The organism is Streptosporangium sp. NPDC006007 (assembly GCF_040614315.1).
Lineage (GTDB): Bacteria > Actinomycetota > Actinomycetes > Streptosporangiales > Streptosporangiaceae > Streptosporangium.
The window spans coordinates 17,018-31,397 of record NZ_JBEXUG010000053.1; the positions used below are offsets into that span (position 1 = coordinate 17,018).

Consider the following 14,380-nt stretch of genomic DNA (forward strand, 5'->3'; position numbering starts at 1 on the left):
CCACTAGTCAGACACGCCCCGTAACCAGATCGGTGATCCCGTTGGACTGTGCCACATAGCGAACCGGCAGGTCATGAGGGTCGGCGGGAACGTCTTCCAGAAGTTCGCCCTCGTGCAAAAGCGCTACCGTCGGTACGTTCGGACCGACCCTCGCCAGCGCCCGGTCGTAGGAGCCGCCGCCGCGGCCGAGCCGTACCCCGGTGGTCCGGTCGACCGCCAGCGCGGGCACGATCACCAGCGCGGCGGTCCTGATGGCGTCGACGCCGCGTCGGACGTCCACCGGCTCCATGATCCCGAATCGGCCGGGGGCGAGGGTGTCGGGCCCGTCGTACACCGCCCAGTCAAGATCATTGTCGTCGCGGAGCACCGGCAGGATCACGGTCGCGCCGTGCTTCCACAGCGCGAAGACCAGCCCGTGGGTCGCGGGTTCCGTCCCGGCCGACCAGTAGCACGCGACCAGGCCGGCCATCTGGACCCACGGCTGCTCCAGCAGGTTCTCCCGCGTCCTGACGGAGGCCGCGTGCCGCTCGGCCTCCGGGATCGAGGCACGTGTGGCCTCGATAGCCGACCGCAGCCTCAGCTTGTCCACAACCCCTCCACTAAGGTTTTGGTATGGCCGACTTCGATCTCGTGACCAAAGCCGTCGTTCCTGCCGCGGGCCTGGGCACCCGCTTCCTGCCGGCGACGAAGGCGACTCCCAAGGAGATGCTGCCCATCGTCGACAAGCCCGCGATCCAGTATGTCGTCGAGGAGGCGGTCTCCGCCGGGCTGCTCGACGTCCTCATGGTCACCGGCAAGAACAAGCGTTCGATCGAAGACCATTTCGACCGGGCGATCGAGCTGGAGGACATGCTGGAGGCCAAGGGAGACGACGAGCGGCTCTCCCAGGTGCGCGAGCCCGCGGACCTCGCGACCCTGCACTACGTACGGCAGGGCGAACCGCGAGGTCTCGGCCACGCCGTGCTCTGCGCCAAGCAGCACGTGGGCGACAACCCGTTCGCCTGCCTGCTCGGCGACGACCTGATCGACTACCGTGACGAGCTGCTCAAACGCATGATCGAGGTCCGCCGCGCCCACGGCGGCAGCGTCGTGGCGCTGATGGAGGTGCCCAAGGAGCAGGTCTCCCTGTACGGCTGCGCCGCCATCGAGCCCACCGCCGAGAGCGACGTGGTCCGGGTGACCGACCTGGTGGAGAAGCCCCCGGCGGCGGAGGCCCCCTCCAACTGGGCCGTCATCGGCCGCTACGTGATCGACCCGGCGGTGTTCGAGGTCCTGGAGAACACCCCGCCTGGCCGTGGCAACGAGATCCAGCTCACCGACGCCCTGCGCACCCTGGCGGGTCGCGGCTCCGAGGAGGGCGGCCCCGTCCACGGCGTGCTGTTCCGCGGTCGCCGCTACGACACCGGCAACAAGCTCGACTACCTGCGTACGGTGGTCCAGTTCGCCGCCGAACGCTCCGACCTGGCGCCGGAGTTCCTCCCCTGGTTGAGAGAGTTCCTGGCCTCCAGATGAACCCGACAAGCCCGATGAGTCCCACCGGCCCGGCGAGTCCGATGAGATCGGTCGACGAGCACCTCGCCGACATCCTGCTCACCGTGCGGTCACTGGCCCCGCTGGAGATCGAACTTGAGGGGGCGCTGGGCACCACGCTCGCCGAGGACGTGGTCTCCCCGATCCCGCTTCCGCCGTTCGACAACTCCGCCATGGACGGCTACGCCGTACGGGCCGAGGACGTCGCGCGGGTCCCGGTGACGTTGCCGGTGACCGGCGACATCGCGGCCGGCGACGGCCGGCCCCTCGTGGTCGCCCCCGGCACGACCATGCGGATCATGACCGGCGCCCCGATGCCCGAGGGCGCCGACGCCGTGATCCCGGTCGAGTGGACCGACGGCGGCACCGAGCACGTCGTCATCGGGCGATCCGCGGCCCGGGGGAACGCGATCCGCAGGGTGGGCGAGGACGTCCGCCCCGACGACGTCGTGCTGGCCGCGGGGGCCCTGATCGGCCCCGCGCAGCTGGGCATTCTGGCCGGCGTCGGCCGCCGCCGGGTGGTGGTACGGCCCCGCCCCCGCGTGGTTGTCATCTCCACCGGTGCCGAACTGGCCGAGCCCGGCACCCCCCTGGCCCCGGGCCAGATCTGGGAGTCCAACAGCCACACCCTGATCGCCGCCGTCCGCGAGGCCGGCGGCGAGGGGTACCGCTCCGGGATCGCGGCCGACGACGCCGGGCGGTTCCTCGACCAGCTCGACGCGCAACTCCTGCGGGCCGACGCGGTGATCACCAGCGGTGGCGTCTCGATGGGGGCCTACGAGCCGGTCAAGGAGGCGCTCGCCCCACTTGGCACGGTCCGATTCGACCGCGTCGCCATGCAGCCGGGCATGCCCCAGGGCTTCGGGGTCGTGGGCGAGGACCAGATTCCGATCTTCGCCCTGCCGGGCAATCCCGTGTCGTCCTTCGTGTCGTTCATGCTGTTTGTCCGGCCGGCGCTGCGGAAGATGCGCGGCCTGCCCGCGGGCCCCACCCCCACTGTGCGGGCGGTGACCACCTCCTCACTCCGCTCGCCCGCGGGCCGGCGCTCCTACCTGCGCGGGGTGCTGGCCGCCGACGGCTCGGTCGCCCCGGTGCCCCGGCAGGGCTCGCACCAGCTCGCCGCGCTGGCCTTGGCCAACGCCCTGGTGGTGGTCCCCGAGGACGTCACGGAGGTGCCCGAGGGCGCGACCGTGGAGGTCATCCCGCTGTGAGCGAGCAGACAGGCGGCACCGGGTCCACGTCGAGGTCACTCCGCGCGGGACTGTGGAGAAGGGGGTCGGTATGAACGGGTTCACGCACATCGACGAGACCGGCGCGGCGCGCATGGTGGACGTCTCCGCCAAGGACGTCTCCGTCCGTACGGCGACCGCCACCGGCAAGGTGCTGCTCCGCGCCGAGGCCGTGGCCCTGCTCCGCTCGGGAGAGGTCCCCAAGGGCGACGCGCTGGGCACCGCGCGGATCGCCGGCATCATGGGCGCCAAGCGCACCCCGGACCTGATCCCGCTCTGCCACCCGATCGCGCTGCACGGGGTGAAGGTCGAGCTGACCGTGGTCGACGACGGTGTGGAGATCGGCGTCCGGGTCAGGACCGCGGACCGTACCGGGGTGGAGATGGAGGCGCTGACCGCCGTCTCGGTCGCGGCGCTCGCGTTGATCGACATGGTCAAGGCGGTGGATCCGGCGGCGATGATCACCGATGTCCGGGTCGAGGAGAAGACCGGCGGCAAGACCGGCGTCTGGACCAGGCCGTAGGCGGGGCGGCTCCGTCCACCGGGTCGCGCGGGGGAGATCCGGCCGTGGTCGGTGACGGTGCGAGGATCGGAGCCCGGATGCGCCGGGTGAGGACCGGAGTCCGGATGAGTCCGGGTGAGGATCGGAGCCCGGATGAGGCCGGGTGAGCTGGGAGGATGACGGCATGAGAGCTCTGGTGATCACGGCGTCCAACCGGGCCTCCGCCGGGATATACGAGGATAAATCGGGAAAACTGCTGGCCGAGCTCCTCGCGGCGGCCGGGTGCGACGTGGACGGTCCGAGGGTGGTCCCCGACGGCGAGCCGGTCGAGGCGGCGCTCCGGTCCGGTGTGGCCGAGGGCTACGACGTGATCGTCACCACCGGCGGCACCGGCCTCACACCGACCGATCTCACCCCCGAGATGACCGCCAGGGTGCTCGACCGGGAGATCCCCGGCATCGCCGAGGCCGTCCGCCAGTCCAGCCGCGACAGGGTGCCCACCTCGATCCTGTCCAGGGGCCTCGCCGGGCAGGCGGGCCACACCCTGGTCGTCAACCTGCCGGGCTCCTCGGGCGGGGTCCGCGACGGCATGACCGTTCTCTCCCCCGTCCTCCGGCACGCGGTGGAGCAGATCCGCGGCGGAGACCATCCACGCTGACCACCCCTGACCACCCCGTGACCATCCGTGACCATGCCCGCTCACCGGCCCGGTCGTCACATGGCACGTCGGCGTGTCTTGGGGGGATGATGGAGGCGTGGATCGACTTCGTGGCTGGCCGGTGACCCTGACGGAAGGCCCTGTGGGACTTCGGCCGCTGCGCCTGAGAGATGTGCGTGTATGGCGTGAGACGCGGCTGCGCAACGCCCGCTGGCTCCGCCCCTGGGAGCCGAGCAACCCCGAGACCCCGCTGTTCCGCACCGGCCTCGGCCCCTACATCTCGATGGCCGGCACGCTCCGCCGTGAGGCCCGGCAGGGGCTCGCCCTGCCCTGGGTGGTCACCTACCGAGGTGCCTTCGCCGGTCAGCTCACCGTCGGCGCCATCGTCTGGGGTTCGGCCAGATCGGCCCAGATCGGCTACTGGGTGGACGGCGCCCTCGCGGGACGGGGTGTCATTCCGACCGCCGTGGCCATGGCGGTCGACCACTGTTTCTTTACCACCGGGTTGCACCGTATCGAGGCGAATATCCGCCCGGAAAATCACGCGAGCCGCCGAGTGGTTGAAAAGCTTGGCTTTAGGGAAGAAGGCATCAGACGGCGGCATCTGCACATCGACGGTGCCTGGCGCGACCACATTTGTTACGCGCTCACGGTCGAAGACGCACCAAGAGGTTTGCTGGTGCGATGGCGGAGAGCCCGCGAGTCGGCCGCTCATGGTGGCTCTCCCCATGAAGAGGTTTGAAGATCTCGCGACACACCGCACCGAATACTCGTCAAATAGTGACACGCGGTCTTACTGTGCGTGACGTGAGCACATGGAAGACGCCAAGGGACCCCAGGCGTTTTCATGCTGCCCGGAGGTGGCCGTGAGCAGTGTTCTTCTGTACCTGGCCATTGTCGTCATGTGGTTGTGCGTGCTCGTGCCCATGTGGTTACGCCGCGACCGGACCACTCTCGCCGAGATTCACGAGAGCGCCGAGCCGTACGTTCAGATGGAGCACGAACCCCCTCAGGAGGAGGCCGACACCGCGTCCGCGCCGCCACCCTTGGCGCCGCCTCCACAGATGTCTCCGTCATCGCCCACTCAGGCGTTCTCCATGGGGTCCGGCTCCCGGACGCCTTCCCGGGTCTCCACTCCGATGTCCGGCCAGTCGTCCCCGACTCCGGCGTCCGGCCGGTCACCGGAGGGGAGCGGACCCGAACCTCCGCCCCGAAGGCCCCGGCCCGACCGTCACCGGGCGGAACGCCGCCGCGCCGAACGCCGCCGCCGGTCACGGAGGGTGGCCAAGCGTCGGCGGCTGACCCTCTGCTCCGTGCTGCTGCTCCTCGCCTCCGCGGCCACGGCCGCCATCCAGGTGATCCCCTGGTGGGGGGTGGCGCCCTCGGCGTTCCTCCTGGGGCTTTATCTGGCCGTCCTCCGGGTTTCGGCCCAGATCGACGCCGAACACCGCAGAGCGGCCGTCCGGGCCCGTAAGGAGCGGGTCAGGCGCGCCCGCAGGCGGGCCGAACTGGAGGCCCGGCGCCCGGTGGCGGAGATCATCGACCTGGACGCGCACCGCGACGAACTCTTCGACCAGTACGCCGAACCGCCGCGCCGAGCGGTCGGCAACTGATCGGTCCGCCCCGCCGGTGCGGTGCGCTGTGGATGGCGCGAGCCGCCCCGGAAGTTTGCTAACCTAGGGGGCGTCTTGGGGATGTAGCGCAGTCCGGTAGCGCACTTCGTTCGCATCGAAGGGGTCAGGGGTTCGAATCCCCTCATCTCCACCGAGGTCAAAGGCCGTCTCTGATGATCAGAGACGGCCCTTTTGATCTTCTGGGTGACCAACTGAGTGACTACGAGTTCTTGAAGATCACATCCATCGCTTCGGCCCCCTCCAGAAGCACCGGACGGAGTTGCTTCCGGTAGACGGTCTCGGTGACCGTGGTGTTGCGGTGACCGACCAGGCGGGAGATGTTCTCCAGGGGGACGCCGGAGTCCGACAGCAGCGAGACGAAGCTGTGGCGCATCTCACGGGGTGTCCACTCCTTGGCGTTCAGGCCCGCTTTCTTGAGCACGGCACGGAAGGAGCGCCGGACGTTGTGCGCGTCGAGCTCCGTGCCGAACTTGGAGGCGAAGACGAGGCCGTTGTCCTGCCAGCCGTCACCGGCTGCCCTCTTGGCCACGTCCTGACGCTCGCGGTGGAGCTTGAGCGCGTCGGCGCAGCGTCTCGGCATGGCCAGCGTGCGTCGGGACTTGCGGGTCTTGGTGTCGCCGCCCTCCCGGACCGAGCGCCAGACCATGAGGGACGGCGGGGTGCCGTCGAGGTCGACGTGTGACCAGGTGAGCGCCCGCAGTTCCTCCGTACGCACTCCCAGCAGCAGCGACAGCACGATGTAGGCGTGCAGCACCGTACCCTCGGACGCCTTGAGGATGGCTTCCGCCTGGTCGAGGGTGAGCGACTTGGATGGACGCCCCTCCTTGCCCTTGGGGATCTCGCAGAGCAGCGCGACGTTCCGTTTCACCTTGTCGCGTGCTTGGGCGCGGGAGATGGCCCGCACGAGGATCGAACGCAGCTCACGGAGGGTCCGCGTGCTCAGCTTCTTCGCCTTGTCGGCCAGCCACCGGTCAACGTCGTCTGCAGTGAGGTCAATGAGCTTCCGGGCGCCCAGAGCCGGGATGATGTGTGTGCTGGCGAGGATCGTGCACTTGTCCACCGTCCCGGAGCTCCGGCCGCTGAGCCCGAACTCCAGCCAGTTCCGCACGGCGTCGGCCAGGGTGTAGCCCTTGGAGGAGACGAGGAGGCCGTCCTCGTAGTCGCGGATGATCTGCTTGAGCTTCTTCAGGGCCTCGGTCTTGGTCCTGCCGCTGGCCTTCTTCACGATCCGCTTGCCCGCCGGGGTATGGCCGACCGTGACCGAGGCGATCCAGCGCTGTCGGGTCTCGTCCCAGTGAAGTCCGCCGTCTCCGCGGCTTCGACGCTCGGTCATCAGGCGGCCTCCCTCTCCAGAAGCGCGATGTAGTCGCGGATGGCGGAGTCAGAGATGAGCCGGGTACGGCCCTCCCGGACCGAGCGCAGTCGTCCCGAGCGCATCAGCTCATAGATCACGCTGCGGCTCAGCCCGAGCCGTCGCATGGCGTCGGACACCCGGTAGAGCCGGGCCTCGGTGGTCGAGATCAGGTCAGCGGCCAACGGAACCTCCCGGCTGTGAGATCGACGAGGCGAGCGCGGATTCCCCCGCGGTGTAGCCCTGTCCCGCGTACCTCCAGTTCGCGAGGGTGAGCGTGGCGGCGGGGTCGTACGGCAGCCGTTCAAGGTCACGGGCCTGGCGGTACTCCAGGCGGACGCGGCGCAGGGCGGTCAGGGTGGTGGAGTAGGCCCGGCTCTTGGACGAGAAATGGCCGCGAAAGCCGAGTGTGTGAGCCCACTGTCGGAGCCGGAGCGGCGCGAGGTCGGGATGGGTCTCGGGGTTGCCGAGCTCCCACGCGGTGCGGATCAGCCGGGCGGCATGCGCGGTGACGCCGCGCTGTTCGAGCTGGGCGAGGTCGGAGCGTTTGACCCGCCGGTCCAGGGTGCCGGAGGTCTCGGCGGACTTGGTCGCGTACTTGGCGATGTAGCCGGCCACTGCCGCCTCGGAGAGTGAAGCCCCGTTCGGGCCGGTCGAGGCGATCGGCCGCACGTCGACCGCGCCCCAGCACAGATCTCGCATGGCCCCGCCGTACGGGTCTGGGACGTCGAGGCGTACGGCCTTCGCAGCGGAGTCGATGGCCTCGGCGAGCAGTTCCACGGTGGCCCAGGCCGGTGGTTCGGTGATCCCGTCCTCGGTACGGCCGTCGAGGCGGACCACGGCGTGGAAGTGCACGACTCCGCGCGCTTGGTACTCGGCGACCTTGGCGAAGGAGAGCCGGATCCGTCGGCTGAACTCGGCGCGGGTGAGACCGGCCGAGCTGCCCAGGTGCCGCCGAAGGTAGATCCCGAAGCGGTGCCAGAGCTTGCCCGCGTGGGCGTTCCATAGGACGTGGCCCACGTAGTCGTAGGCGTCGGGGTCGAGCGCCTGGCCGACGCGCTGATCGTCGGAGCCGTGCCGTTCGAAGCAAGCAGGGCCATTGCGGCGCGGGTGGCAGACGTCGGCCTGGCCGTTCTTGCCGGGGCCACGGTGGACCGGGCCGAAACTCGGAGCGGTGAGGGTGGCCAGGACACGCGGGTGAGCGCTCACGGTGGCCGGAACGCCCTTATCTCCGCCGAGCAGGCCCGCGCGGATCAAGTGGAAGGTGTCGGCTCGGTACGTCTCGGCGCAGGCCGGGCAGCGGGAGGCGCGCCGGTTGCCGCAGCGGACGAGCAGTTGGCCGTGTGGCTCCCCACCGGTGGAGTAGTGGTGCAGGACTTCCCCGGTGCCGGGGTCGAGGGTGGAGACCTCCCCGACCAGGCGGACAGGGTCGGAGCAGCCGCGCAGCCGGTCGACCTGCTGTAGCCAGCGGTTCAGGTCCCGTCCCGAGCGGTGGGCCAGGTCCCGGATGACCGGGCCGATGAGGTCGCCGATGGGTGTGGGGTGGTCGGTCACTTCTCCTCCTTCCCGGTGCTCTCGTGGTCGGGGTGGTCGACGGTGGTCAGGTGGTTGTTCCTGTGGGGGAGGCGGACGCGGACGGAGCCGTGGTTGTCACCGTCCGCGTATGGCCGATGGCGCATACTGGTGCTTCCTTTGCGGGTGAGCGGAGGAGACGCCCCACGAGGCGGTGGGCTGCCAGGCTTGAGCCGCCCCGTGGTGGCGTCGTGAAGGGTGATCAGGTGTCGATTCCGGTGCCGTCGCAGTCATCGCAGGTGACCGCGACCTGGTAGGCGCTGCTGTCGCTGTCGTCGTTGACCAGGCCGGTGCCGTTGCAGGCGCCGCAGGCGTAGGCGTGGATCACGAGGTGTCTCCTCCTTCCGCGGAGTCGGGGTCAGAGCAGGGACAGGGGGTGTCGTCGGCGTTGTCGAGGCGATCGCAGTCGGCCGGGTCACCGTCGAACTCGCAGCTGTAGCGGGCACAGCACGAGCAGAAGGGACAGACCAGCCGGATCATGTGGCGGAGGCCAGCCCCGAACCCGAGCAGGTCAGGCAGAACGCCCAGGTGTCGAAGGTGGCGCGTCGTTTGCCGGTGCCGATGGTTACCGAGGCCGGGACCTGTCCCTCTCCGCCGCAGTCGGGACAGGGGATCGGGGCGGAGGCGCGAGTACGGCGGGGACGCTTCGGCCTGTCGGCGGTGGTCCGCGTCATGGCGTGTCCTGCGGGATGGTGCCCCAGGAGGACCGGTCACCGCTGGCGTGCCGGATGGCGGCCAGGACGTACATGAGGTTCCTCTTGTCCAGGCGGATGATCGCCGGGCCGAGGTCGACGGGGTGCCCCTCGGCGAGGCTGAGGGCGATGCGCAAGATGGCGGCCTCGGCGCCGGAGCAGGGGAGGAGGCCGTTGTACATCGCGGAGTGGATGGTGTCCCAGGAGATGACGGCGTACGGGGCGTCGGCGTAGACACCCGGGACGTACTCCACGGCCATGCGGAGGAAGTCGCTCCGCTCCAGCCAGGTTCCGTGGTGGACCAGCAGCTCCACGGCGGCTTCGGTGGCGTAGGAGCCGCGCACCCAGGCACGGGCCGCCTCGATCAGGTGGGCGAGGCTGGGAAAGCTCATGGTGTGTTGTTCCTTTCGGTCAGGCGGATTGAGTGGTGATCTGCCGCAGCAGGTCGGCGGCGAGGTCGCCGGAGACCCCCATGCGGGTGCGGAGCAGGTCAGCGGTGACGGGACGGCCGTGTTTGGCGCTGTGCTCGTCGGCCAGCCGTCGGGCGAAGGTGAGCAGGGCAGGGGACGGCCCAGGCGGGTTGCCTGGCGGTTCCTCGGCCACGTCGAACGAGGGGAGGGGAGTCGCGTCGATCTCGGGAGCGGTCTCCGTCGCCAGGTCGACGACGGGCACGGCCGGAGGCGAGGGCCGGTGTGAGGCGCGGCGTTCCAGCATGGAAACCGCCACGAGGAAGGCCACCGCGGGCATCGCCGCGCAGATCCACCCCCAGACCGACGCCTCGGCACGGGCCAGGTTGGCGGCCAGCGTGAGTACGATCCCGCCGGCCAGCACGAGAGCGGGCCAGGAGAGCGGCCCCCGCCGGGGACGGCCGGTGCGCTTGTCGCGTTGGAGTTCGCGGGCGGCCATGACGCACATCAGGTCGATGCACACCGCGACCGCCCAGGACTGCCAGCCGTACTGACCGTGTTCGGCGGCCAGTTCGGAGATGTGGGTGAAGGACCCCACGGCCGCGATGACGGCCAGGACCACGACCGGCGCGGAGTCCAGCAGCGTGGAGCGAAGACGGCCGAGCTTGCGAGTGGTCATCGTGGTTCACCTCCTTCCGGGTTCAGGCATGGGTCGGGTAAGGACGTGGCGTGATTGGGGCTCACGCCGAGCCGGGAGGGGAGATCAGGTCAGGCCGCGTGCAGGTCGGGGACGGTGTCGCCGACGTGGGAGGCCATGACGTCGGCCCAGGCCGGAGTCAGGTGGGCGTGATTGTGCGCGGCGTACTCGGCGGTGTCCTCGGAGACGTAGAAGGAACGCGCCCGGTACCACTGGCCGTCCTGGGAGGCGACGATCGCGACGCCGGGGGTTTCCGAGGGGATCGCCCGAGCCGACACGAGCGCGGCGGGGTCGAGGTCGCCGAGAGTCATGGTCGCGGTCTCGGGGTCGTTGACCCGGTGACAGATGCGCCCGGAGCACTGGGCACGAAGCGCGGTGACGCCGGGACCGAGGTCGGAGCCGATGCGCTGGCCGCAGCAGAAGAGGTAGATCCCGAAGGCCCGCCCGAGCTGGGCGACGCGGAGCAGGGCCGTGGAGGCGTGAGCGATCTCGTCTTTCTCGGATTTGTCGGCCATCAGGTACAGCTCCGCCAACTCGTCGACCAGGACCACGATGGGCACCGGCCGTTCGTGGTCGTCGAGCTGCCATATGTTGCGTGCTCCGGCCTCCTTGCATGTCTCCATACGGGTGATCATCAGTTCCACCAGGCCATCCAGCAGAGCGGCACATTCGGCCCGCGTGGTGGCCAGGGCAGACAGGCGCGGGCTGTACGGGGTGAACTCCACCCCGCCCTTGAGGTCGAAGCCGACCAGTGCGACCGGTTGCGGGGCCAGGCCGACGATCAGGGCGTTGGCGAGGTTGGACTTGCCCGACTGGGTGGCTCCGGCGTTCAGCCAGTGCGGGACGGTACGGAAGTCGATCACCCACGGATGACCGGTCTCCAGACGGCCCACCGTGACCTTGAGCAGGCCGGGTGACGGTGGCAGGTCGTCGATGCGAATGAGGGGATCGTGGACGGTCACGGACAGCACCACCCGCCCAGGCCGGGGCGAGGAGACACGGACCGCGTGCACACCCCATGAGTGCGCCAGCCGTTCGGCCGCCGCGCTGTAGTCGGCGGGAATCTGACCCTCCAGCATGTGGATGGTGACCCGCCAGCCGTGCCGGGTGGGCAGGGGGAGCAACATCCACGGTTTGGTGTCCACCGCCACGCGCTGGAACTTGCGCTTGACCCGGACCGTGCCCGTGGAGGAGATCAGGCCGGGGACGGTGGTGAACCAGAACCGCTGGCGCTTCTTGGTGAGCCCGCACCCGAGGGCGACCTTGCGCCAGGTCGCGCGGACGGTGATCGCGGTGAGCGGGTAGCCGACCACGTACCAGTAGGAACGCCGATGCCAGGTACGCCAGCAGTGGAGCAAGGTGACGGCCGTGCCGACGAACACGGTCAGCCAGAGCAGACGCTCGAACATAATGGAGCAGTCCTTTCGTAAGGCGAGAGGAAGGCCCCGGAGCGGGCGGTGCTGCCAGGCGAGCCCGCTCCAGGGGCATCACGTCCGCCGGTCAGGCGGCCTTGAGGTTGGCCGGGCGGATCGTCTCGGCGCGGAAGCCGAGACCCGAACGGCCGTTCATCGACCAGAAGAAGGCGGCCAGTCCGACCGGAACGACCGAGACACCCTCGGGGATCTGCGGGAACGTCTCGCTGGGGAACGTCACCACGATCACCGGGTTGCGCCGGTCGTCGTTCGGCTTGGGGAGCAGCGGGATCGTGTAGAGCTCCCGCCCCTCCGCGTCCTTCTTCACCTCACCCGTGGCGCGATCCACGATCTTGGGCTCAGGCTCACCCGCGACGATGAACGCCAGGGCCGAGAGGTCGACGGGGATGTTACGCATGATGATCACTCCTTGAAGTTGCCTAACCTGCCTAGCCATGTCGGCCATGGCTCAATGTTGGCCAGGTTGCCTAGCCATGTCAAGCGACTCGAAACAACTGGCCTAGGCGACCTAGGAGAACTAGACTGATTTGCGTGATGAGTCTCGACCCTGACGACCCGCGCCCGCCCTACCAGCAGGTGGCGAACGCCCTGCGTGCGGCGATCCTGACGAAGAAGTTCGAGCCGGGGGAGAAGCTGCCCTCAGGAGCCGAACTCGCCAAGCAGTACGGCGTGGCGCGCATGACCGTGCAACAGGCGATCCGACTCCTCCGGGATGAGGGCTTGGTCGTGTCGCGCCAGGGGAGCGGAGTGTTCGTCCGGGAGCGCACTGAGCGCCCGGTGGAGCTCCGACCGCACATCGAGCGCGCTTTCGAGGCGACCAACGTGGCCATCGACTTCGCAGGCTTCTCCGGGGAGACGCTACAGGGCATGCTCCAGGAGCCCTTGGACAAGATCCGCCTCGGACGGCTCACACCCGACTCCATCGCTATCCGGATCTTGGTCCCGGACATGGACCATCCGATGTCCCTGCCGTGCCGGGCCGAAGACCTCAGCGACGATCCGGTGATCCGGGAACGAGCCCATCGCATCCAGCAGCGCAGTACCCAGGCCATCGCGGATGCCGTTCACGAGCTGGCAGACCTCGGACTGGTGAAGTCCGCCTCCGTTGAGATCCGCGTGCACCAGACGACCCCGTCGTTCAAGTTCTACGTGATCAACAGGGAACAGGTGTTCTTCGGCTTCTACCCGGTGGTCAAGCACACGGTCCGGATCAAGGGCGAGCAGCACGAGCTGTACGACGTCATGGGCAAGGACGCGGTGTTGTTCCACTACCAGGTGACTGAGGATGCCTCCTCGATGCAGTCGCAGTACGTCGCCCAGACTCGCCTGTGGTTCGAGAGCATGTGGTCCACGATCAGCCGGGAAGTCGAGTTGTGACCGTGGCACTGGCGGAGATCGTTCAGCAGGCCCGCGTGGTCCTTCTCGACTTCGACGGCCCTGTGTGCGACGTCTTCGCCGGGTTGCCGGCGTCTGTGGTCGCGGCCCGGCTCAAGCAGCTGCTCCAGGACGAAGGCGTGGAACTTCCGCAGGATGTCGTGTCGCTGGGCGACCCGCTCAAGGTGCTGCGCCGTACGGGGGTCTTCGCGCCGGACTTGGTCGACAAGATGGAGACCGTGCTCGTGGGCTACGAGGTCGAGGCCGTGAGCTGTGCCGAGATCACGCCGGGAACGCGGGAGCTACTCGACGCCTATGCCGAGACAGGGCGCCCCGTGGTGATCGTGAGCAACAACTCCGAGCGAGCGATCAAGACATTCCTTGATCTGGCCGACCTGAGAGAGCGAGTCGCCGGAGTCGTCGGCCGCCCGATCGGTAACCCTGCCGAGATGAAGCCGCACCCTCGATTGGTGCTCCGAGCCTGTGAGCTAGTCGACGCACGGCCGGAAGAGGCTGTTCTGATCGGAGACTCCGACTTCGACATGCAGGCCGCGGTGAACGCAGGAGCCCGGAGCATTGCCTATGCCAACAAGCCGGGCAAGGAGACACGCCTTGTCCGAGCGGGAGCGAACGCGGTGACCAGGAGCATGCAGGAGCTCGCCGGGGTCGTCAGGGTGAGCCGGTAGTCCGATCTTCGGATGGGCGTGGTTCAAACCTTCCCTACGTCATCAAGCCGCCGCCCGGTGGGCGGCGGGCGGTCGGCGGACCGGCCGGGCGTGCGGCCTCTTCGGGCCGGTCCCGGCCGACCGCCACCGCACACCGGACGCCAGGCAGAGACAGGGAAGAAGACCAGCAGGCCGGACGGAGTACGGCGACGCGCCAGCCGTACAGCGATGTAGACAGCGGAGGTCAAGGCATGCCTCCGGCGGGGGCACTCCGGCCCCGAGGTGATCGCCGAACAAGAGCCCAGGTCCTGGGGTGGCTGGGGCTGATCACCTCGCACACCGTCGACCCAGGCAAGCCCAGCAGACCGGCTCCTCCGGGGCAAGCCCGGCCGTGCGGGATGGCATCCAATGATCGAGGAACGGCGGCCAGCTGATGTACACGCGAGGCCGAGCTTGCCCCTCCGTCCCCGGCCTGCTGCCGCTCCGCGGTGGGTCGACGGCGTACGAGGTGATCAGGAGGGATAGGAGACCGGCTTACCGCTACTGAGGTTAAATCTCCAGGGTTAGGCCAGTTCGAAGGGCAGACCGGTCTCGTTGAAGAAGCCGGTGATGAGATCAGGTCGGTATTGCATGCGT

At 69.0% G+C, this 14,380-nt stretch carries 20 protein-coding genes and 1 tRNA gene; 9 read left to right on the forward strand and 12 right to left on the reverse strand.

The features are described from left to right. Positions 1–7 precede the first annotated feature (7 nt). Positions 8–589 (reverse strand): 5-formyltetrahydrofolate cyclo-ligase, encoded by a 582-nt coding sequence (locus tag ABZ194_RS27310; RefSeq protein WP_355599880.1) that lies wholly within the window; start codon positions 587–589, stop codon positions 8–10. 23 nt (positions 590–612) lie between these two features. On the opposite strand from ABZ194_RS27310, the gene galU reads away from it, so the two are divergent. The 7 genes from galU to ABZ194_RS27345 all read left to right on the forward strand — a co-directional run bounded on the left by galU (position 613) and on the right by ABZ194_RS27345 (position 5,683). Beyond that, positions 613–1,512 carry a UTP--glucose-1-phosphate uridylyltransferase GalU gene (gene galU, locus ABZ194_RS27315; RefSeq protein WP_355599881.1) on the forward strand — a complete coding sequence of 300 codons (900 nt, stop codon included), beginning with the start codon at positions 613–615 and terminating at the stop codon, positions 1,510–1,512. A gap of 41 nt (positions 1,513–1,553) precedes the next feature. Beyond that, positions 1,554–2,741: a gephyrin-like molybdotransferase Glp gene (gene glp / locus ABZ194_RS27320; RefSeq protein WP_355599882.1), complete on the forward strand. Its 1,188-nt coding sequence runs from the start codon at positions 1,554–1,556 to the stop codon at positions 2,739–2,741. Between the two features lie 70 nt (positions 2,742–2,811). After that, on the forward strand, positions 2,812–3,282 hold the full coding sequence (gene moaC / locus ABZ194_RS27325; protein WP_355599883.1) for a cyclic pyranopterin monophosphate synthase MoaC: 471 nt from the start codon (positions 2,812–2,814) through the stop codon (positions 3,280–3,282). A gap of 163 nt (positions 3,283–3,445) precedes the next feature. Then, positions 3,446–3,919, forward strand: a complete 474-nt coding sequence (locus ABZ194_RS27330) for a molybdenum cofactor synthesis domain-containing protein (protein WP_355599884.1) — start codon at positions 3,446–3,448, stop codon at positions 3,917–3,919. Positions 3,920–4,016: 97 nt separating this feature from the next. Continuing rightward, entirely contained in the window at positions 4,017–4,661 is a 645-nt protein-coding gene (locus ABZ194_RS27335) for a GNAT family protein (RefSeq protein ID WP_355599885.1), read from the forward strand. 124 nt (positions 4,662–4,785) lie between these two features. Further along, a complete protein-coding gene (locus tag ABZ194_RS27340) occupies positions 4,786–5,532 on the forward strand; it encodes a hypothetical protein (RefSeq protein WP_355599886.1) in 747 nt (248 codons plus the stop codon). Between the two features lie 77 nt (positions 5,533–5,609). Continuing rightward, positions 5,610–5,683, forward strand: a tRNA-Ala gene (locus ABZ194_RS27345). 69 nt (positions 5,684–5,752) lie between these two features. Here the strand turns inward: ABZ194_RS27345 and ABZ194_RS27350 are convergent. The 11 genes from ABZ194_RS27350 to ABZ194_RS27400 form a co-directional block, all read right to left on the reverse strand. Further along, positions 5,753–6,886 carry a site-specific integrase gene (locus tag ABZ194_RS27350; RefSeq protein ID WP_355599887.1) on the reverse strand — a complete coding sequence of 378 codons (1,134 nt, stop codon included), beginning with the start codon at positions 6,884–6,886 and terminating at the stop codon, positions 5,753–5,755. Beyond that, entirely contained in the window at positions 6,886–7,089 is a 204-nt protein-coding gene (locus ABZ194_RS27355; RefSeq protein ID WP_355599888.1) for a helix-turn-helix domain-containing protein, read from the reverse strand. The genes ABZ194_RS27350 and ABZ194_RS27355 overlap by 1 nt, the downstream gene beginning before the upstream one ends. Continuing rightward, positions 7,079–8,458 carry a replication initiator gene (locus ABZ194_RS27360; RefSeq protein ID WP_355599889.1) on the reverse strand — a complete coding sequence of 460 codons (1,380 nt, stop codon included), beginning with the start codon at positions 8,456–8,458 and terminating at the stop codon, positions 7,079–7,081. The genes ABZ194_RS27355 and ABZ194_RS27360 overlap by 11 nt, the downstream gene beginning before the upstream one ends. Further along, a complete protein-coding gene (locus ABZ194_RS27365) occupies positions 8,455–8,583 on the reverse strand; it encodes a hypothetical protein (protein ID WP_355599890.1) in 129 nt (42 codons plus the stop codon). Before ABZ194_RS27365 ends, ABZ194_RS27360 begins: the two co-directional genes overlap by 4 nt. 95 nt (positions 8,584–8,678) lie before the next feature. Continuing rightward, positions 8,679–8,804 carry a hypothetical protein gene (locus ABZ194_RS27370; protein ID WP_355599891.1) on the reverse strand — a complete coding sequence of 42 codons (126 nt, stop codon included), beginning with the start codon at positions 8,802–8,804 and terminating at the stop codon, positions 8,679–8,681. Further along, a complete protein-coding gene (locus tag ABZ194_RS27375; protein WP_355599892.1) occupies positions 8,801–8,956 on the reverse strand; it encodes a hypothetical protein in 156 nt (51 codons plus the stop codon). Before ABZ194_RS27375 ends, ABZ194_RS27370 begins: the two co-directional genes overlap by 4 nt. Then, entirely contained in the window at positions 8,953–9,150 is a 198-nt protein-coding gene (locus ABZ194_RS27380) for a hypothetical protein (RefSeq protein WP_355599893.1), read from the reverse strand. The genes ABZ194_RS27375 and ABZ194_RS27380 overlap by 4 nt, the downstream gene beginning before the upstream one ends. After that, entirely contained in the window at positions 9,147–9,560 is a 414-nt protein-coding gene (locus ABZ194_RS27385) for a hypothetical protein (RefSeq protein ID WP_355599894.1), read from the reverse strand. Before ABZ194_RS27385 ends, ABZ194_RS27380 begins: the two co-directional genes overlap by 4 nt. A gap of 19 nt (positions 9,561–9,579) precedes the next feature. After that, entirely contained in the window at positions 9,580–10,254 is a 675-nt protein-coding gene (locus ABZ194_RS27390) for a DUF2637 domain-containing protein (RefSeq protein ID WP_355599895.1), read from the reverse strand. 89 nt (positions 10,255–10,343) lie between these two features. Continuing rightward, positions 10,344–11,681 (reverse strand): FtsK/SpoIIIE domain-containing protein, encoded by a 1,338-nt coding sequence (locus tag ABZ194_RS27395; protein ID WP_355599896.1) that lies wholly within the window; start codon positions 11,679–11,681, stop codon positions 10,344–10,346. 91 nt (positions 11,682–11,772) lie between these two features. Then, entirely contained in the window at positions 11,773–12,102 is a 330-nt protein-coding gene (locus tag ABZ194_RS27400; RefSeq protein WP_355599897.1) for a hypothetical protein, read from the reverse strand. Between the two features lie 137 nt (positions 12,103–12,239). On the opposite strand from ABZ194_RS27400, the gene ABZ194_RS27405 reads away from it, so the two are divergent. After that, a complete protein-coding gene (locus tag ABZ194_RS27405) occupies positions 12,240–13,082 on the forward strand; it encodes a GntR family transcriptional regulator (protein ID WP_355599898.1) in 843 nt (280 codons plus the stop codon). Next, a complete protein-coding gene (locus ABZ194_RS27410; protein ID WP_355599899.1) occupies positions 13,079–13,765 on the forward strand; it encodes an HAD family hydrolase in 687 nt (228 codons plus the stop codon). The genes ABZ194_RS27405 and ABZ194_RS27410 overlap by 4 nt, the downstream gene beginning before the upstream one ends. Positions 13,766–14,380 lie beyond the last annotated feature (615 nt).